Below are 16673 nucleotides of genomic sequence, written 5' to 3'. Positions count from 1 at the left end.
AGCATGCGGAACCACATCGTCATCGGCGTTCAGGGCGGCGGCGAGGGAGCGCAGAGCGCGCTCCCGGCCTCGTCCCCTTCAACGTCGGCGACCATCTTCCGCTGGCACCTGCAGAACCACACGCACTGGGCGCGCCGGCCCGCCGTACCGTGGCTGCCGGCGAGCTGATCGGTGACGGCCACGTGGAGAAGGTCGTCCGCGACCGGCTGGAGCAGCATGACTGGAACTACGGCTTCATCATCGACGGCTTCCCGCGCGCCCGCTGTCAGATACGCCGACAGCAGCGCGGTCTTGGCGCCGTCGCGGCCCTGCCGGCTCGCGTAGCCGGGGCTGTCACGCCCGACGGTGCCAGAGTCCTAGACGCTTTGGGAGTCGATGATGGCCGCCGCCGGCTCGGGTCTGATACGCAGGTAGCGCGGCAAGGCCTCGGTCACACCGACCTGCTCCCGCTGCTGGAAGTGCCCGTACACGGTCTGCCAGGGGAGAAGATCGGTGGGGCCGGTACCGCCACGGGCAACCGGACCGGACTACATACAGGAGGGCGTTGACGATCTCCCGGCGCGACTGTTTCTCCGGCCGCCCGCCGCTGTTGGGTTCGGAAGCAGAGGCTCGATGAGGACCCATGGGGCGTCGGTCGGGTCCGAGGCGTAGCGCTGCGGGGGATTCGGACACCTTGGCCGCACGCGAGCCAGTCGTCAGCCATACATGAACGATCTTCGCTAACACCAGGCCTGCCACGGGAGATCAGAGACGTATGATGAGCAAGTGCTGTGGGGCTCAAAAACAAGATTCGATGTCTGACCTGCCGATTCTTGGTAGCGTCAGCTGGCCATCTGGTACTCATTGACGAGTCCGCCGAGTACGGGCCTGCAGTGGACCCCATGGCTTGCCAGATTTACTGGCGATGGCGGTCCGGTTTCAGCTTGGGATGGGCGTGGAACAAGTCCCGGCCAGGTGAATCATGGCGAGTCGCCGTCGAGGCCCCCGAGGTCACCATGGTCACCGGCCTGCCGTACGGCGGGACCACCCTCGCCTCGCACGAACTGCGCTGCCTCGCCTACAGCAAGGCGCGAGCGATGCGGCCGAACGCGCCGACGCCGTCGTGCGGCGACTCGCTGCGCTCGACGGCCTGCCCAACGCCGGCTCCAGCAAGGACCCGATCAAGGACTCGATCAAGGAAGCCGGAGACGTGCACGCCTACCTGCGCGGCAAGTAGCAGGGGAAACGCGAGAAGGTCTCGGCCGACCTTGAGCGGGTTGGCTCGGTGCTGTTGGAGTGTCAGGCATGTTAGGCACATGGAGGATTCAGAACGTGTTTGACGCGCTATCTATGGTTGGTCAGGCACGCGCCATGTTCCTGCCGGCCGCGGCATGATCCACTCGGTGCCCGCGCTGGGGCAGGCTGAGCCGTACGAGATGATCGTGCGGCGGTCGCCGCCGCACCTGCGCCCGTACGCGCTGGGGGCGGCGGGGTTCCGGACGTGGATGGCGGAAGACGCGCGGATGCTGCCGCTCAACGCGGCCACCTTGATCGTCGACTTCACGGGGATGAGCCCGATCGTCACTGGCCCGCGCGCCACCGCGGCGTTCGCGGTTCGCACGCCGTGGCGTCACGGAATGGCGGTCGGGCTCACTCCCGCCGGGATGTCCGCGTTGACGGGCGCGCCGGTCCGGGAGGTGGCCGGGGCGACCGTGGCGCTCGCTGACCTCCTGGGCGTCCGGGCGGAGGAGCTGGCGGGGCGGCTGGGCGAGTCAGCGAGCTGGGATGAGCGCTTCGCCCTGCTGTGGGAGCGCTTGACGGCGTGGCTGTGCCCCGGCCCGGGACGCGACCACCTGATCATGCGCGCCTGGTGGCGGCTGCAGGCCCCGGACTGTCCGCGCACGATCGCGGGCCTCGCCGCCGAGCTCGGTGTCAGCAGGCGGTACGTCGAGCTCGGATTCCGCAGAGTGGTGGGTTTGTCACCCAAGACCGTCGCCAGGATCGCCCGCTTCCAGCGGACCGTGGACAGTTGGCGCCGCCCGTCAGCCACCCTGGACGCGGCCCTGAGCTGCGGTTTCGCCGACCAGCCGCATCTCAGCCGGGAGATCAGGGCGATGTCGGGGCTGACGCCCGCACAGCTGTTCGCATTCGTTCAAGACACCGGGCGGCTCGCCGAATAGCGTGACCTTCCGCTCCCGGCCGAACGCCGTGCCCGGGAGCGGGAAGGGGCAGCACGTCATGGGAGTCACGCTCGCCGACTTCGGCAGGGATCCGCTGGGGATCACCATCGTCAAGGCGGTGTTCCTGTTTCTCTTCCTGTCGCTGGGGGTCGTGTTCGGCGTCTGGTTCGAGCGCAAGCTCATCGCCAGGATGCAGAACCGCATCGGACCCAACCGGGCGGGACCCTTCGGGATCCTGCAGTCGGTGGCGGACGCGATCAAGATGGGGTTGAAGGAGGATCTCTTCCCCAACACCGTGGACAAGATGCTGTACCTGCTGGCTCCGGTCATCATGGTGGTTCCGGCGTTCGTGGCGTTCTCGATCGTGCCGTTCGGGCCGAAGGTGTGGATGTTCGGGCACCAGACTCCGTTGCAACTGGTCGATCTGCCGGTGGCGGTGTTGTTCACGCTGGCGATGGGGGCCATCTCGGTGTACGGGCTGGTGCTGGCCGGGTGGTCGTCGCGCTCGCCGTACGCACTGCTCGGTGGTTTGCGTTCGGTGGCGCAGGTGGTCTCCTACGAGATCGCGATGGGCCTGTCGTTCGTGGCCGTCTTCCTCTTCGCCGGGACGCTGTCGACCTCGGAGATCGTGAACGCGCAGACGTCGCTGTGGTACGGCATCATGCTGCTGCCGTCGTTCCTGGTGTATGTGGTCTGCATGTTCGGCGAGGCGGCGCGGATTCCGTTCGACCTGCCCGAGGGTGAGGGTGAGCTGGTCGGCGGGTTCCAGACGGAGTACTCCTCGTCGCTGAAGTTCGCTCTGATCATGATGGGCGAGTACCTGCACACGTTCACTGCCTCCGGCATCGCGGTCACCCTGTTCATGGGGGGCTGGCGGGCGCCGTTCCCGATCTCGCTGTGGGCGGGCGCGAACGAGGGCTGGTGGCCGATGCTCTGGTTCTTCATCAAGTTCGTGCTGACGTTCTGCTTCATCATCTGGGTCCGCGCCTCGCTGCCCCGCGTGCGGTACGACCAGCTCATGTCCTTGGGCTGGAAGGTCCTCATCCCGGTCAGCCTGGGCTGGATCCTCCTCGTCGCCGCCGTCCGCACAATCACGCAGAGCCCGGGAACCGTCTCCATCACGCTCGGGGTCGTCATCGCCGTCGGCGTGCTGGCCATCTGGATGCGGTTCGACACCGTCGGCCAGCGGCGAAGGGAAGCCAGGAAGGCACAGGTGGACGCTGAGTTCAAGGAGCTCGGCGAAGAGCCGACCGCAGGCGGCTTCCCGGTGCCACCGCTCGATCTACCGCACTATCACGGCCGCTGATGCGTCACCCGGGCGCTGACCAGGGTGGCCCGCCGTTCGGCGAGCCGGGCCGCGGGTGGCACCAGGAGGTGGCCGCCGGCTACGTGCTCGGCAACGACCCCGCCGAGGCCGCCGTCACCGTCACCGGCTGGGGCCCTGGGCACTGCACCGGCCCGCTGCGCGCGCGATCGCGGCCGTCGACGACCACATCGAGGACGTGCTGCAGCTGCGCGCCCACCTGCTGGCCCCGGAAGCAGGTGAGCCCGGTGAAGACCTTCGCCTTCTCCCACGAGGTCGAACACCGCCTGATCTGAGGGGATGGCCCGGCCCTGAATCAGCCGCCTTCGACGAGTGCCGAGATCTGGAGGGTGGGACCGTCGAGTGTGAGGGCCAGTTCCAGACCTGTTGTCGAGGACCATAGCCATGTCTGCGTGAGCGGCGGATCGCACGGTCGCTAGGGGAGCAGGGTCGGATGATCTGGCAGTGTCAGCATCTCCAGGCGCGTGACGTCGTCGATCTGTCCATGGGGCGCCAGGTCGACCTCGATCTCGGCGTGCGAGGTCTCCAGCAGCATCCGGAGCAGGCTTCGGCTGCGGATGCGCGCGCGGTCCAGGAGATCGAGCGTCTCTGACGCCGAGGCGGCGAACCTCTTGCGCCACTCGTTCAGGCTCATCGAGGCGAGCCACGTGCGGGGATCGGAGGCCTCACTGGTGGAGTTGGTCGGCATCTCCAGCACGGCCCGCCGGGTTGAAGCCGATCAGCCGGTCCTGGCGGATGGCCATGTTCAGCGCATGCCGCAGCGTTGCCCGGATGTGGCCCTTGAGGGAGCGCTGGGCGGACTCCTCGATCTTGCCCGTGCGGAACTCCTCCAGCCGCTGCGCGATCGTCACAGGTTGGGTCAGGTACTGCCGCGTCCGGAGGCGGTGGTACACCACCTCGACGGCGGGCAGCGCAGCGGTCTCGGCCACATTTCGCTTGATCAGGTCCGCAATCTGGTTGCGGACCAGCACCTCGGCGGATGGGCGGCCAGCGCCACCAGGTCTCGCACCTGCGCCAACAGCTCGGTGGCGACCCCACTTCCCGGCGCTTTCCCTCCAGGGTGGGGCAACTCGATCTGGTATCTCCAGGAGCCGTGCTGGCTGCTCGAGTACGCCGCAGCTTGGGCACTTCTGTCCCAGTGCCTTGCCGTCCGCCTCGGTACAGGGTGGTGTCGTCGATGCGCACCTCACCGCCTGCGCGCCCTCGACGAACGTGCGCTCACCCGGGGATGAGCAGCGTCGACCCGTCGTGGACGGTCACCGTACTGAGAGGACCGCGGACGGCGAGAGCAGCGCGAGCGGTCGGTCCGACGTCGAGCGCGTGCAGGGTGTAGTCGGCCGGATCACCCAGTTCGGGTGGCAGCCCCCGCACCTGCGGATCCTCGTACGGCCCGCTGACCTCCACGGCCGCGAGTTCCACGGCCAGGCCGTGGCCGGTCGCCTTCAGCACTGCTTCCTTCCGCGTCCACCAGGTGAGGAAGTCGCCTGCCCCCCACCCCAGCCGCGTCAGCTCCGAAAGCTCGGTCTCGGACAGGACCGTCGGTGCCACGGTCCGGACGTCCAGCCGGCGGCCGACCTGCTCGATGTCCACTCCGACCTCGGCGCCGGAGCAGAAGGCGGCGATGACCTCACCGCCGGAGTGGCTGAGGGAGAAGTCCAGGCGCGGCCCCTCCGGCCCGGTCAGGCGAGGTTTGCCGTGCGGCCCTCCGCAAAGGCGGCAGGTCCGGTCGAAGGCGAGCGCGGCCGGGTCGCGGCCGAGCAGTTCGCCGAGCACCAGGCGCACCAGGGTCCACGCCCGGGCGAACCGGTCGCGATCCTCCGCCCGCCGGAACCGCCCGTGACGGGCCAGCTCGTCGGCGCTGAGCAATGCGAGCCCACCGGCCGGGCCGGCGGGCGCCCGCCAAACCTCGACCGTGCGCGGCGGGAGCACGGAGCCCGCCTGGCGCGGTGGCAGCACGGAGTCGGCCGGGCGGGGCGACAGCATGGGAGTCAGCCGGGCGCGGTGACGGCACGGAAGAGCGCCACGTTGCCGCGGATCCACAGCCGGTGCTCGGCGAAGTACCTGGCGAGCTGCCGGTCCAGCCCCGCCGGGTCGTCGCCCTGGTTGTGGAAGTGGCCGCGCTGCTGCTCGCGCAGGAACCAGCGAGTGCGCCGGGGCATCGCCACCCCGGCGTCCAGCACCGTCGAGCCGAACAGCACCCCGCCGGGCCGGAGCGTCGCGGCGACGTGGCCGAGGATGGGACCCTTGCCGTCCCAGCCGCCGGGGATGGTGTGGAACACCAGGTTCATCGCCGCCGAGTCGAACCAGTGCCGGGGCAGCGGCAGCGGGCGGGTCAGATCGGCCCGGCAGGTGTCGGGGCGGTAGCGGGCCAGCCGCCGGGCCGAGGCGTGCAGGCACGGCTGGCTGAGGTCGAGCAGCGTGAGCTCGGGCGGCCCGGGGAAGCGGCAGCGGTCGACGAAGTAGCCGGTGCCCGGCCCGATGTCGAGGTGCCGCCGCCCCACGGACGTGTCGTACAGGTCGGCCATCTCGCTCGCCGGGCAACGCCAGAACAGCGAGCAGCCGAGCCCGAGCACGAGCCGGTCGTAGATCGCCAGGCTGAACCGGTGGTAGGCCCGCTGGGCCTGGGCGATGCGCGGGTCCACCTCGTCGGGCGGGGGAGTGCTCCTGGCCACGGCCATGATCGACGCCTCTCAGCTGAACAGGGCCTGCTCGTCCTGGTCGCGCAGGATCGTGCACAACTCGCGCAGGCCGGTTTCGAGCTGGGCGATCTCGGCGTCGCTCACCTCGGCCGACGGGGCGAAGCGCAGCGTGTTGACCGCGCTGGCGGTGGGGAAGGTGCGCAGCCGGTGGCGGCGCAGCAGGAAGCCGGACAGGACGTAGCCGAGGATGTGCGCGCGGGCGAAGTCGCGAAGCAGCGCCGCCTCGGAGTCGGACTGGTCGTGCAGTTCGAGTCCCAGCATCAGCCCCCGGCCCCGCACCTGCTTGACCACCGTGGGGAACTCGGCGCCGAGGCCGGTGAGCATGCTCTTGAGCCGCTCGCCGCGCTCGCGCGCCTGGTGGTAGATCCGGCCGTCGTCGGCTTCGAGCAGTTCCAGGACCTTCAGCGCGATGGCCGAGGAGAAGCCGTCTTTGGCGAAGGTGGAGCTGTGCACCAGCTCGAACTCCTGGCGGTAGCGCGACTCGCGCACCAGGAGCACGGAGACCTTGGCCAGGCCGCCGCCCAGGCTCTTGGCCAGGGTGTAGTAGTCGCCGTGCAGGCCGAGGTCGGCCGAGGCGAGGAAGGAGCCGGTGCGTCCCATGCCGCTCTGGATCTCGTCCACCACGAGCGGGCAGCCGATCGCGTCGCAGACCTGGCGGATCTCGGCGGCGAACTCGGCGCTCACCTCGTGGATGCCGCCCTCGCCCTGGATCGGCTCCAGCAGGAAGGCGCCGAAGACCGGGTACTCGCGTTCCACGATCTCGACCCGGCCGTCCTGGACGACCAGGTCGAGCAGCGTCTCGCGGGACTGCTCGACCAGCTTCGCCAGCGCGCCCGGCTCGTTGAACGGCACGAAGACCGCCTGCGCGGCCAGCGGCGCGAAGGCCGAGCGGACCTCCTCGTTGTGCGTGAGCTGCACGCTGGCGACCAGCTTGCCGTGGAAGGAGCCGGTCAGGGCGAGGTACTTCGGCGGCCGGGCGCTCACCCGCGCGTTGTGCTCGGCCACGTGCCGGGCCAGGTCGTCGAAGTGCTCGACGTCGGGGGAGAGCGCCGCCGAGCCGCCGGCGACCGCGGCGCGCGCGGCCTCGACCGAGGCGGTGATCCCGCTGCTCAGCGCCGCGACCCTCGCCGCGCGGTCGAGCTCGGCGTGCTTGAGCGCGGCCTCGATCGCCTCGGCGCCGGTGCTGGCGAAGACGGCGTAGAACCGCTCGCCGGTGCCGAGCTCGCGCTGGACGATCTCGTTCAGCTTGGCGGCGGTGCGGATGGCGGCGGTGTGCCGCGAGAACTGGGCGAGCACGGGCGTGTCCGCGGTGAGCAGCGCGATGGCGTGCTCGGTGATCCGCCGGTGGTTGTGGCCGAGCAGCAGGGCGCCGTAGCCGCCGGCGAAGTCGGTGACCGGGATCTGCTCGCCGTCCTCGCCGAGGTAGTAGAGCGTGTTCCCGGTGGCTCGGACGTAGTCCACGTCGAGCCCGGCCATGGCCAGGTTCTCGCGCATGTGCGGTTCGGCGAGATCGATCTGGTCGCCCGGGGAATTCATGCCGCCTCCTCGCGGAAAAATGCGCTGGATATATGGGAAATAGGCTGATTTCCTGGGGTCGCTCGGAGCGTATCCCCGCCCTGGTCACCGGCCGGTAATCACCGTGATTAACCGCCGGTTGCCCCCTGATTCGGCACCCGATTTATCGTCGGGACTCACCACGGGACCGATCAGGGAGTGCGCGAAGATGGCGGACTACGCAGAGGGACACGCCGTCGTGCTGGGCGCGGGTTTCGCCGGGCTGTTCGCCGCGCGCGTCCTCGCCGAGTTCTACGGCCGGGTCACCGTCGTAGAGCGGGACGAGCTGAGCGCGGGCCACGCGGCGCGGCGCGGCGTGCCCCAGCGTGACCAGGGGCACGAGCTGCTGGCGCGCGGGCAGCTCATCGCCGAGGAGCTCTTCCCGGGCATGACGGCCGAGATGGTCGCGGCCGGGGCGCACCTGGGCGACATGTCGGCCAACGCGCGCTGGATCCTGGAAGGCCGGCGCCTGGCCCGCACCCGCTCCGGGCTGTCGATCATGGCCTGCACCCGCGGCTTCCGCGAGCGGCACCTGCGCGCCCGCGTCGAGGCCCTGCCGGGGGTCACCGTGGCGGACGGCCTCGCCGTACAACGCCTGACCACCACACCCGACCGCGGTACGGTCACCGGCGTGGTCGTCGCGCGCGGCGGCCGGGAACGCACCCTCACCGCCGACCTGGTCGTGGACGCCACCGGCCGCGGCTCCCGCACCCCGGTCTGGCTGGAGGAACTCGGCTACGGCCGGGTCGCCGAGGACAAGCACAGGATCGACGTCGGCTACGCCACCCGCTACTACCGCACCCCGCCCGGCGCGTTCGAGGACGACGTGTCGATCAACACGCTGGCCTCCGCCGAGGTCCCGCGCGGCGGCAGCACGCAACTCGTCGACGGCGGGCTGACCATCGTCACCACCTACGGCATCCTGGGCGACCACCCGCCGGTGGACCCGGAGGGCTTCCACGCCTTCGTCAAGTCGCTGGCCACCCCCGACATCGCCGAGATCGTGGCGGTCTCCCAGCCCGTCTCCGACGTCGTGCGCTACCGCTTCCCGGCCAACCTGCGCCGCCGCTACGAGCGCCTGACCGCCTTCCCCGACCGCTTCCTCGTGCTCGGCGACGCGGTGTGCAGCTTCAACCCCCGCTACGGCCAGGGCATGACGGTGGCCGCCCTGGAGGCGCTGACCCTGCGGGCGCACCTGGCCGGGCGCGAGCGGCCCGAGCCGCTGACCTTCTTCACCGACCTGGCCGTGTCGGTGCTCAACGACGTCTGGGACATCGTGCTCACCACCGACCTCGTCTTCCCCGGCGTCGAGGGCGAGCGCGGCGACGACGTGCGCTTCATCCACGAGCACGTCGGGCGGCTGCAGGCGGCCGGGATGCGCGACGGCGACATCGCCGTCGCGTGCCTGCGCGTCTTCGGCCTGGTCGACCCGCCCGCCGCCCTGTTCGACCAGGGGCTGCTCGACGCGGTCGCCCGCGTGGAGGAGCACTCGGCAAGCAACGTCCCCACCGCCTGAGAAGAGGACTGATGACTGACAACACGACGCTGGTGATCGGCGGCACGGGCAAGACCGGCAGCCGGGTGCTGTCCAGGCTCCAGGCGCTGGGCGTCCCAGTGCGCAACGGCTCGCGTTCGGCCGCGCCGGTCTTCGACTGGACCGAGCCGGCCACCTGGGCGCCCGCGCTGGAGGGCGTGCGCTCGGCCTACATCGCCTTCTACCCCGACCTGGCCTTCCCCTGGGCCGCCGAGTCGATCGCCGGGCTGAGCGCGATCGCGGCCGGTCAGGGCGTGCGCCGGCTGGTGCTGCTGTCCGGGCGCGGGGAGGAGGAGGCCCGCACCAGCGAGCAGATCGTCCAGGACTCCGGCCTCGAATGGACCATCCTGCGCGCCGACTGGTTCTACCAGAACTTCAGCGAGGGCATGCTCCTGGAGCCGGTGCTCGGCGGCACCGTCGCCTTCCCCGGCGGACAGGTCGCCGAGCCGTTCGTCGACGCCGCCGACGTGGCCGACTGCGCGGTCGCGGCCCTGACCGGCGACGCCCACGTCGGCCAGGTCTACGAGCTCAGCGGCCCGCGTCTGATGACCTTCGCCGAGGTCACCGCGGAGATCTCCAAGGTCGCCGGGCGGGAGGTCGCCTACCAGCCGGTGACGCCGGAGCAGTACGCCGACCTGCTGGTCGAGCACGGCGAGCCGAGAGACGTCGCCGACCTGCTCGCGGGCATCTTCGCCCAGTTGCTGGACGGCCGGAACGCCACCGTGACCGGCGACGTCCGCCGCATCCTGGGCCGCGAAGCGCGGGACTTCACCGCGTTCGCCGACGAGGCGGCGCCCGCCTGGCAGGTCTGAGACCCGGGCGCCCCCCGGTCCGGCCGTCCGCCGACGGCCGGACCGTCGGCCTGCCCGCCCGCTCCGTCCCCGCCCTCTCCTCGTCCCCGCCCTCTCCTCGTCCGGGCCTTCTCCCCGCTGCCCGTTCCACCCTCGGCATGCCGTACGGCAGGCGAAGTCAGGGCCGGGTCAGCCCTGGGTCAGCCCCACGTCAGCGCGATGCGGAAATATAGGGCAAAGCACAGCAACGCGCGCGCGACCGGTGAGGCGACAGCCTCGCTGACGTCGACGAAAGAACGGGGCCGACCACGGTGCCCGGTCCCGAACAGCCGACATCCACTCGGGGGACCGGGCTCGTGGCCTTTCGTCTTAGGGGAGAGCGATGCGATTTCGAATGCTGGGTCCACTGGAGGCCATGGACGGTGATCGGCGGATCGTCCTGGGAGGTATCAAACAGCGCGCGACCCTGGGTTTCCTGCTGTTCCACGCCAACCGGGTGGTCCCGACCAGTCATCTGATGGAAGCGCTGTGGCCGATCGACCCGCCGACCACGGCTCGCAAGATCTTGCAGAACGCGGTGTGGAGCCTGCGGGGCACGCTCAACGCGGTGCCCGGCGTGTCCCTGGTGACGCAGCCACCGGGCTACATGCTCAGCGTGGACACCGACGACGTCGACCTGTACCGCTTCAGCCGGTGGGTGGCCGAAGGCCGGGCCGAGCTGGCCACCGGGTCACCGGACGCGGCGGCCACGCGGCTGCGGGAGGCGCTCACCTTGTGGCAGGGGTCGGCCCTGGCCGACCTGGTGGAGGCCGGCGTCGACTGGCCGGAGATCACCTCGGCGCAGAACGCCCGGCTGGACGCCACGGAAGACTATTTCGAGGCCGAGCTCGCCTGCGGGCGTCATCAGTCGGTGCTGGGCCTGCTGGAGGCGATGGTCCAGGCCGAGCCCTTACGCGAGCGGCTGTGCGGGCAGCTCATGCTCGCCCTCTACCGGTGCGGACGGCAGGCCGACGCCCTGAACGTCTACGGCCGGGTGCGGGCCGCGCTGGTCGCCGACCTGGGCCTCGAACCGGGCCGGGAGCTGCAGATCCTGCAGCAGGCGATCCTCGCCCAGGACGCGGTGCTCGACCTGCCCGAGCCGGGCGAGCCGCCGGAGCCGATGGTCCTGCCCACCCCGGTCGTCCCCGCCCAGGCCCGTCCGGAGCGCGCCCGTCCGGAGCCCGCGCGCCAGGAGCCCGCGCGACAGGAACCCGGCCGGCGGCTGGTGAGCGTGCTGCTGGTCCGGGCCCAGCCCGAGACGGCCGAGGCGGACGGTCCGCGCGGCATCGAGAAGATCAAGGACATCGTCGCCGCGCACGGCGGGACGACGGTCGTCACCATGGGCCAGGTGACGCTCGCCCTGTTCGGCACCACCGGCGCCCACCAAGGTCACGACGGATCCGGCTACGCGAGCAGTGACCAGGAAGCGGTCGCCGGGCACGCGGTCCGGGCCGCGGTCGAGATCCGGGACCACTTCGACCCGGCTCGTCACCCCGCCGCACGGGTGACGGTCCGGGCGGCGGTCAGCACGGGCGAGCCGGCCGGGCACGGTCCCGGTGGCCTGCTCTCCGCGGACGGCCCGGTGCTCGACGCCTGCCAGACGCTGCTGGCGGCGGTCCCGGCCGGGGAGATCTGGGTCTGCGACGACACCCGCCGGGCGACCGCCGCCGCCTTCGGCTACTGCGCGGCGGGGGAGTCCCCGCGCTGCTGGCGGGTCAAGAACGTCGACCCGGAGCCGGTCGCCCCGGTGGTGCCGCTCAGCTCGCACGAGCTGGAGCTGAGCGTGCTGCACGGCCTGCTGGAGCAGGTCAGGCACCGCGGGACGCCGCACGTGGTGACCCTGCTCGGCGAGCCCGGGATCGGCAAGAGCCGGCTGATCGTCGAGTTCGAGCGGCGGGTGATGGGCCAGCCGGAGAAGACGCAGTTCCTGGTCGGGCACGCGCCGCTGTTCGGCAAGGACAACATGATGACCCTGCTGGAATCGGTCGGCGGCATCGTGCTGGGCGACCTGGCCAGGGCGGCGGGCGGCGCGGTGGTCAAGGCCTTCGGGCAGCTCGCCCACCGGGGCGACCCGCGCAGCCGCCTGATGTCGCTGCTGACCCCGCTGGCCGGGCAGAGCGGCCCCCGCGCCGCGCCGGGCATCGGCGACACCGTCGCCGCGATCCTGCAGTGCATCGGCGAGATCGCCAGGAAGAGCCCGCTGGTGGTGATCGTCGAGGACGTGCACCACGCCGACGACGCGGTGCTCGACTTCGTGCACGACCTGGCCGACCGGATGAAACCGGCCGCGCTGCTGGTCATCCTCACCGCCCGGCCGGACCTGCTCACCCGGCGGCCGGGCTGGGGCGGCGGCAAACGGCGCTTCACCACCATCACGATGGACCCGCCGCCGCAGACGGCGACCGCGCAGCGAGAGGAGTTCCTCCGCTTCACCACGCACGACCTCACCCCGCGCGACGAGGCGGCCGACTCGCCGAGCTGGCTGCGCGGCACGCTGCTGCGCGGCCTGCCGTACCCGTGACCGGGCCGTTCAGTGCAGGCCGCGCTTGCCCGGCGTCCAGAACGGCTTCATCTTGATCGACGTGCGGGGCCAGCCGCGCTCGCGGACCAGGTGCGTGCGGATGAGCTGGATGGTCCTGGCCTCGCCGGCCAGGTAGGCGATCCCGGGGTGGGCGGGCAGGTCGAGCTCGCTCACCCCGCGCAGCAACGTCTGCGACGAGACCGGCGAGGCGCCGCGCCGGTGCACGCGGTGCAGCGAGTGGGGGCCCGGCAGCGGCAGGTCGTCGGCCGGGCTCTCGCTCTCCAGCACCCCGTAGACCGTCGCGTCCGGGCCGAGCGCCCTGATCATGGGCCCGAAGGCGCAGGTCGCGGTCTCCTCGCCGACGAACAGGTGGTACGGCGCGGCAGGCTGGAGCACGAAATCGCCCTGCGGGCCCCAGAAGGTCACCGGGTCGCCGGGCTTAGTCTCGCGTGCCCAGGTGAGCCCGATGCCCTCGCCCGCGGGGTCGTACAGATGGGCGCACAGCTCCAGCGCGCGGTCAGCGGCGGAGAAGTCCCAGATCGAATACGCTCGCAGCGTTTCGACCGGGCGCAACAGGCCGTACAGCGACAACGGGTCGTTGATCTGGATGCGCACGTGCTGGCCGGGCGAGTAGGGAGGCACGATGGGCTCGTCGGCGACGATGCGGATCCATCGCATGGTGGGCGTGGCCATCGCGACCTCGGTCACGGTGCCGGCGGCATAGAACTTGGCGAACACGTTGGCGAACGGGCTGCGCGAGGAGCCCTGGCGTGGTGCGGTCCGGTCGTTCATCGTCAGCGTCCTCCGAGCCGGTCGCGAAAGAATCTCTCACATTTGCTTGTGGCTCTAACACTTGCTAGTGATGATAATTAACCATACATTGTCTATCGTGTCAATGAAGGCTGAAGGGGGTTTGCCAGTGATGGCCGTTCACGCGAGCACTCGCCGCGACCGGGTCCGCCAGGGCACGTTGCAGGAAATCCGCACGATTGCTCGCAGACTGCTGGTCTCCGGCGGCTCCTCCGGCGTCACGGTCAACGCCGTGGCGCGCGAGATGGGCATGAGCGGCCCCGCGCTCTACCGCTACTACCCGAGCCACGAGGACCTCGTCGAGGCGGTGACCGCCGACTTCTTCGCCGAGCTGACCGGCGTCATGGAGGCCGCCCGCGACAGCAGGCCCGCCGACGACCTCGCCGGCCGCCTGCTCACCACCTGCCGCGCGATGCGCGGGTGGGCGATCGCGCACCGCGCCGAGTTCGAGTGGATGTTCACCAGCCCGCCGGCCGGGGCCAAGGCCCTGTCCGCCGACTCGGTCCGCTACCAGGCCAAGCAGGCCTTCGAGCGGGTGTTCTTCGACCAGATCGTCGAGGTGTGGCGCACGCGGCCGTTCCCGACCCCCGACCTGAGCGAGCTGTCCGGCTCGCTGCGCGGGCAACTGCGCGACTACTCCACCGCGATGCAGGGCCAGCTCCCGCCGGAGGCGGCCTACATCTTCCTGTCCTGCTGGATCCGGCTGTACGGGCTGCTGTGCATGGAGGTGCTCAACCAGCTCGAGTTCTACGCCGACCTGGAGGCCTTCTTCGAGGAGTGCCTGCGCGACCTGTGCGAACTGCTCGACCTCCACTACGAGCCGGTCCCCGCCGCGGAGTAAGCACGTACGGCGGGCCGAAGGGAGCTTCCGCATGCCCGCGATCGACGACGCCGACTTATGGATCCGCCGCCTCCGTCCCGCGGGCGGCGGCGCCCCGCGACTGCTCTGCTTCCCGCACGCGGGCGGCTCGGCCAGCTACTTCTTCCCGCTGGCCGGCCTGCTCGCCCCCGCGGCCGAGGTGCTGGCTGTGCAGTACCCCGGCCGACAGGACCGCAGGACCGAACCGTGCCGCCACGACCTGCACGAGCTGGCGGCCGAGATCTTCACCCGGCTCAAGGGAAGCGGTGAGCCGCCGCTGACCCTGTTCGGGCACAGCATGGGCGCCACGCTCGCCTACGAGGTGGCCCGCCTGCTGGAATCCTCGGGCGTCCCCGTGGCCCGCCTGATCGTCTCGGGGCGGCGCGGGCCCGCCTGCCGGCGCGCCGACCGGATGCGGCTGCTGAGCGACGACGAACTCGTCGCCGAGACCGCCGCGCTGAACGGCACCGACCCCCGGCTCCTGGCCGACCCCGACGTCCGTGCCATGGTGCTCCCGCCGCTGCGTGGCGACTACCGCGCGATCGAGAGCTACGTCCACCGCCCCGGCCCGCGCCTGGCCTGCCCGGTCACCGCCGTCGTGGGCGACGCCGACCCGGTCACCACGCTCGCCGAAGCCGGCGCCTGGCGCTCGGTCACCGGCGGGCCCTTCGACCTTCGGGTCCTGCCCGGCGGCCACTTCTACCTCGGCGCCTGGCCCGCCGAACTGGTCCGGGTGCTCGCGCCGCGCTGATTCCTCCGGGGTCCCTGGGAGCCATTGACAGGGACGGTGTCTCATCTTAGTTTGAAGGTGTAGCAAGAGTTAGAGCCTGAAGCTCGCATGGCCGCACCTTTGGCCGCCTGCGCCTCCGCTGCCGTCCTGGATGCAGCGAGACACCTCCGCCTGAAAGGACGACCGGCGTATGTCGAAAACCGGATACGGCGGCTTCCCCGCCATCATGGCCACGGCGCTGCCCATGTTCATGGTCGCGCTCGACCACCTCGTGGTGACCAACGCGCTCGCCCAGATCGTGGAGGCCTTCCAGCCGACGCAGGCCCAGCTCCAGTGGGTCGTCAACGCCTACGTGCTGGCCTTCGCCGGCCTGCTGCTGGCCGGCGCCGCCCTCGGCGACCGCTTCGGCCGCCGCCGGGTCTTCCTGCTCGGCGTGGTGCTGTTCACCGCGGCCTCCGCGGCCTGCGCCATGTCCGACTCCATCGAGTTCCTCATCGCCGCCCGCGTGCTGCAGGGCCTGGGGGCCGCCGCGGTCCTGCCCATCTCGCTCACCCTCGCCGTGGCCGCCGTGCCGCCCGCCAAGCGCGACCTGGCGGTCGGCGTCTGGGGCGGCATCAACGGGCTCGGCATCGCCGCAGGACCGCTGATCGGCGGGCTGGTCACCGAGGGCATCGACTGGCACTGGGTGTTCTGGATCAACGTCCCGGTCGGCCTGCTCACCATCCCGCTCGCGCTGCTGACCGTGCGCGAGAGCAGGGGCGGCGACCGCACCATCGACCTGCCCGGCACGCTGCTGATCACCGGAGCGGTGGTGGTCTCCGTCTGGACCATCGTCAACGTCGCCGAACTGGGCTGGACCGACCCGGCGATGCTCGCCGCCTCGGCCGTCGCGCTGCTGTTCTTCGTGCTGTTCTTCTGGTGGGAGCGCAAGGCGAGCGAGCCGTTCGTCCCGGCCCGCCTGTACCGGGTGCGGCCCTTCATGCTCAGCAACTTCGTCTCGCTGACCATGTACTTCGGCGTCTTCGGCGCGGTCTTCTTCCTGATGCAGTACCTCCAGGGACCGCTCGGCTACAGCCCGCTGGAGGCCGGGATCCGCACCCTGCCCTGGACCGCCATCCCGATGGTGACCGTCCCGCTGACCAGCCTGCTGGTCAAGCGCGTCGGCGGCGGCCTGCTGCAGGCGATCGGCGCCGGCCTGCAGGCGCTCGCCCTGGCGTGGCTGGCCTACGTCGCCGCGGTGGACGCCTCCTACACCTCGATGATCCCCGCGCTCGCCATCGCCGGCTTCGGCATGGGCATGGTCTTCGCCGCCAACCCGGCGGTGGTGGTCGGCTCGGTGCCCGACCGCGACCACGGCAAGGCGACCGGCGTCAACAACACCATCCGCGAGTTCGGCGGCGCGCTCGGTGTGGCCGTCCTGACGATGGTCTTCACCAGCGAGTACGCCGCCCACCGCGGCGAGGGACAGGCCGAGGCGTTCGTGGCCTCGCTGCGCGACGCGCTCTGGCTGGGCGCGGCGGTCGTCCTCCTCGGCGCGCTGGCCGCGCTGTTCATCAAGAAGCCCGCCGGAGGCCCGGCCGGGCCCGCGGCGCAGGAACGCCCGGCGGCGGGCGTCGCGCTGCGTTCAGAGTGAGAAGTGCACATCTCCCAGGG

At 71.0% G+C, this 16673-nt stretch carries 17 protein-coding genes and 1 pseudogene; 11 read left to right on the top strand and 7 right to left on the bottom strand.

Annotated elements, in window-relative coordinates; translation table 11 throughout:
- The first annotated feature begins 3 nt into the window (after window positions 1-3).
- Both AB0I67_RS41145 and AB0I67_RS41140 read left to right on the top strand, forming a co-directional pair.
- Window positions 4-168 carry a hypothetical protein gene (locus AB0I67_RS41145; RefSeq protein WP_357936052.1) on the top strand — a complete coding sequence of 55 codons (165 nt, stop codon included), beginning with the start codon at window positions 4-6 and terminating at the stop codon, window positions 166-168.
- Window positions 102-548 (top strand): nucleoside monophosphate kinase, encoded by a 447-nt coding sequence (locus tag AB0I67_RS41140; protein WP_357936085.1) that lies wholly within the window; start codon window positions 102-104, stop codon window positions 546-548. The genes AB0I67_RS41145 and AB0I67_RS41140 overlap by 67 nt, the downstream gene beginning before the upstream one ends.
- On the opposite strand, the pseudogene AB0I67_RS41135 reads toward AB0I67_RS41140, so the two are convergent.
- Window positions 496-624: pseudogene (locus AB0I67_RS41135) on the bottom strand (transposase); the annotation flags it as partial. The gene AB0I67_RS41140 and the pseudogene AB0I67_RS41135 sit on opposite strands and share 53 nt — an antisense overlap.
- A 758-nt stretch (window positions 625-1382) precedes the next feature.
- On the opposite strand from AB0I67_RS41135, the gene AB0I67_RS41130 reads away from it, so the two are divergent.
- From AB0I67_RS41130 to AB0I67_RS41120, 3 genes are read left to right on the top strand one after another with little or no spacing between them, the layout of a single operon-like run.
- Entirely contained in the window at window positions 1383-2159 is a 777-nt protein-coding gene (locus tag AB0I67_RS41130; protein ID WP_357936049.1) for a helix-turn-helix transcriptional regulator, read from the top strand.
- Between the two features lie 58 nt (window positions 2160-2217).
- Window positions 2218-3465, top strand: coding sequence for an NADH-quinone oxidoreductase subunit NuoH (gene nuoH, locus AB0I67_RS41125; protein WP_357936046.1), 1248 nt, complete (start codon window positions 2218-2220; stop codon window positions 3463-3465).
- Entirely contained in the window at window positions 3465-3758 is a 294-nt protein-coding gene (locus AB0I67_RS41120; RefSeq protein ID WP_357936043.1) for a hypothetical protein, read from the top strand. The genes nuoH and AB0I67_RS41120 overlap by 1 nt, the downstream gene beginning before the upstream one ends.
- A 140-nt stretch (window positions 3759-3898) precedes the next feature.
- Here the strand turns inward: AB0I67_RS41120 and AB0I67_RS41115 are convergent, their stop codons facing one another.
- The 5 genes from AB0I67_RS41115 to AB0I67_RS41095 all read right to left on the bottom strand — a co-directional run bounded on the left by AB0I67_RS41115 (window position 3899) and on the right by AB0I67_RS41095 (window position 7718).
- Window positions 3899-4117, bottom strand: coding sequence for a hypothetical protein (locus AB0I67_RS41115; protein ID WP_357936040.1), 219 nt, complete (start codon window positions 4115-4117; stop codon window positions 3899-3901).
- 31 nt (window positions 4118-4148) lie between these two features.
- Window positions 4149-4454: a hypothetical protein gene (locus AB0I67_RS41110; RefSeq protein ID WP_357936037.1), complete on the bottom strand. Its 306-nt coding sequence runs from the start codon at window positions 4452-4454 to the stop codon at window positions 4149-4151.
- Between the two features lie 247 nt (window positions 4455-4701).
- Window positions 4702-5466 carry a 4'-phosphopantetheinyl transferase superfamily protein gene (locus AB0I67_RS41105; protein WP_357936035.1) on the bottom strand — a complete coding sequence of 255 codons (765 nt, stop codon included), beginning with the start codon at window positions 5464-5466 and terminating at the stop codon, window positions 4702-4704.
- 5 nt (window positions 5467-5471) lie between these two features.
- Window positions 5472-6161: a class I SAM-dependent methyltransferase gene (locus tag AB0I67_RS41100; protein WP_357936032.1), complete on the bottom strand. Its 690-nt coding sequence runs from the start codon at window positions 6159-6161 to the stop codon at window positions 5472-5474.
- A gap of 12 nt (window positions 6162-6173) precedes the next feature.
- Complete coding sequence (locus AB0I67_RS41095) at window positions 6174-7718, bottom strand: aminotransferase class III-fold pyridoxal phosphate-dependent enzyme (RefSeq protein WP_357936029.1); 1545 nt, start codon at window positions 7716-7718, stop codon at window positions 6174-6176.
- Window positions 7719-7905: 187 nt separating this feature from the next.
- Here AB0I67_RS41095 and AB0I67_RS41090 point away from each other — a divergent pair, with 187 nt between their 5' ends.
- From AB0I67_RS41090 to AB0I67_RS41080, 3 genes are all read left to right on the top strand, one after another.
- Window positions 7906-9252 (top strand): FAD-dependent monooxygenase, encoded by a 1347-nt coding sequence (locus AB0I67_RS41090; protein WP_357936027.1) that lies wholly within the window; start codon window positions 7906-7908, stop codon window positions 9250-9252.
- Between the two features lie 11 nt (window positions 9253-9263).
- Window positions 9264-10082 carry an NAD(P)H-binding protein gene (locus AB0I67_RS41085; protein WP_357936025.1) on the top strand — a complete coding sequence of 273 codons (819 nt, stop codon included), beginning with the start codon at window positions 9264-9266 and terminating at the stop codon, window positions 10080-10082.
- Window positions 10083-10476: 394 nt separating this feature from the next.
- Complete coding sequence (locus tag AB0I67_RS41080; RefSeq protein WP_357936022.1) at window positions 10477-12621, top strand: BTAD domain-containing putative transcriptional regulator; 2145 nt, start codon at window positions 10477-10479, stop codon at window positions 12619-12621.
- Between the two features lie 9 nt (window positions 12622-12630).
- Here AB0I67_RS41080 and AB0I67_RS41075 read toward each other — a convergent pair whose 3' ends face one another.
- On the bottom strand, window positions 12631-13413 hold the full coding sequence (locus tag AB0I67_RS41075; protein WP_357936020.1) for a siderophore-interacting protein: 783 nt from the start codon (window positions 13411-13413) through the stop codon (window positions 12631-12633).
- A 130-nt stretch (window positions 13414-13543) separates the two neighbouring features.
- Between AB0I67_RS41075 and AB0I67_RS41070 the strand changes: the two genes are divergently transcribed.
- From AB0I67_RS41070 to AB0I67_RS41060, 3 genes are all read left to right on the top strand, one after another.
- Window positions 13544-14272 (top strand): TetR/AcrR family transcriptional regulator, encoded by a 729-nt coding sequence (locus tag AB0I67_RS41070; RefSeq protein WP_357936017.1) that lies wholly within the window; start codon window positions 13544-13546, stop codon window positions 14270-14272.
- Window positions 14273-14303: 31 nt separating this feature from the next.
- On the top strand, window positions 14304-15041 hold the full coding sequence (locus AB0I67_RS41065; protein ID WP_357936014.1) for an alpha/beta fold hydrolase: 738 nt from the start codon (window positions 14304-14306) through the stop codon (window positions 15039-15041).
- Window positions 15042-15210: 169 nt separating this feature from the next.
- On the top strand, window positions 15211-16653 hold the full coding sequence (locus AB0I67_RS41060) for an MFS transporter (RefSeq protein ID WP_357936012.1): 1443 nt from the start codon (window positions 15211-15213) through the stop codon (window positions 16651-16653).
- Window positions 16654-16673 lie beyond the last annotated feature (20 nt).

Origin of the sequence: Nonomuraea sp. NPDC050310 (assembly GCF_040655795.1) — a bacterium.
Taxonomy (GTDB): Bacteria; Actinomycetota; Actinomycetes; order Streptosporangiales; family Streptosporangiaceae; genus Nonomuraea.
This window is presented reverse-complemented; position numbering and strand designations above follow the sequence as displayed.

Excerpts from the sequence above, each read along its gene's own strand:
- AB0I67_RS41120 (WP_357936043.1), top strand. The coding sequence starts at position 3,465 with ATGCGTCACCCGGGCGCTGACCAGGGTGGCCCGCCGTTCGGCGAGCCG.
- AB0I67_RS41065 (WP_357936014.1), top strand. The coding sequence starts at position 14,304 with ATGCCCGCGATCGACGACGCCGACTTATGGATCCGCCGCCTCCGTCCC.
- AB0I67_RS41115 (WP_357936040.1), bottom strand. The coding sequence starts at position 4,117 with ATGAGCCTGAACGAGTGGCGCAAGAGGTTCGCCGCCTCGGCGTCAGAG.
- AB0I67_RS41060 (WP_357936012.1), top strand. The coding sequence starts at position 15,211 with ATGTCGAAAACCGGATACGGCGGCTTCCCCGCCATCATGGCCACGGCG.
- nuoH (WP_357936046.1), top strand. The coding sequence starts at position 2,218 with ATGGGAGTCACGCTCGCCGACTTCGGCAGGGATCCGCTGGGGATCACC.
- AB0I67_RS41100 (WP_357936032.1), bottom strand. The coding sequence starts at position 6,161 with ATGGCCGTGGCCAGGAGCACTCCCCCGCCCGACGAGGTGGACCCGCGC.
- AB0I67_RS41105 (WP_357936035.1), bottom strand. The coding sequence starts at position 5,466 with ATGCTGTCGCCCCGCCCGGCCGACTCCGTGCTGCCACCGCGCCAGGCG.
- AB0I67_RS41085 (WP_357936025.1), top strand. The coding sequence starts at position 9,264 with ATGACTGACAACACGACGCTGGTGATCGGCGGCACGGGCAAGACCGGC.
- AB0I67_RS41090 (WP_357936027.1), top strand. The coding sequence starts at position 7,906 with ATGGCGGACTACGCAGAGGGACACGCCGTCGTGCTGGGCGCGGGTTTC.
- AB0I67_RS41095 (WP_357936029.1), bottom strand. The coding sequence starts at position 7,718 with ATGAATTCCCCGGGCGACCAGATCGATCTCGCCGAACCGCACATGCGC.
- AB0I67_RS41070 (WP_357936017.1), top strand. The coding sequence starts at position 13,544 with ATGGCCGTTCACGCGAGCACTCGCCGCGACCGGGTCCGCCAGGGCACG.
- AB0I67_RS41075 (WP_357936020.1), bottom strand. The coding sequence starts at position 13,413 with ATGAACGACCGGACCGCACCACGCCAGGGCTCCTCGCGCAGCCCGTTC.
- AB0I67_RS41080 (WP_357936022.1), top strand. The coding sequence starts at position 10,477 with ATGGACGGTGATCGGCGGATCGTCCTGGGAGGTATCAAACAGCGCGCG.
- AB0I67_RS41145 (WP_357936052.1), top strand. The coding sequence starts at position 4 with ATGCGGAACCACATCGTCATCGGCGTTCAGGGCGGCGGCGAGGGAGCG.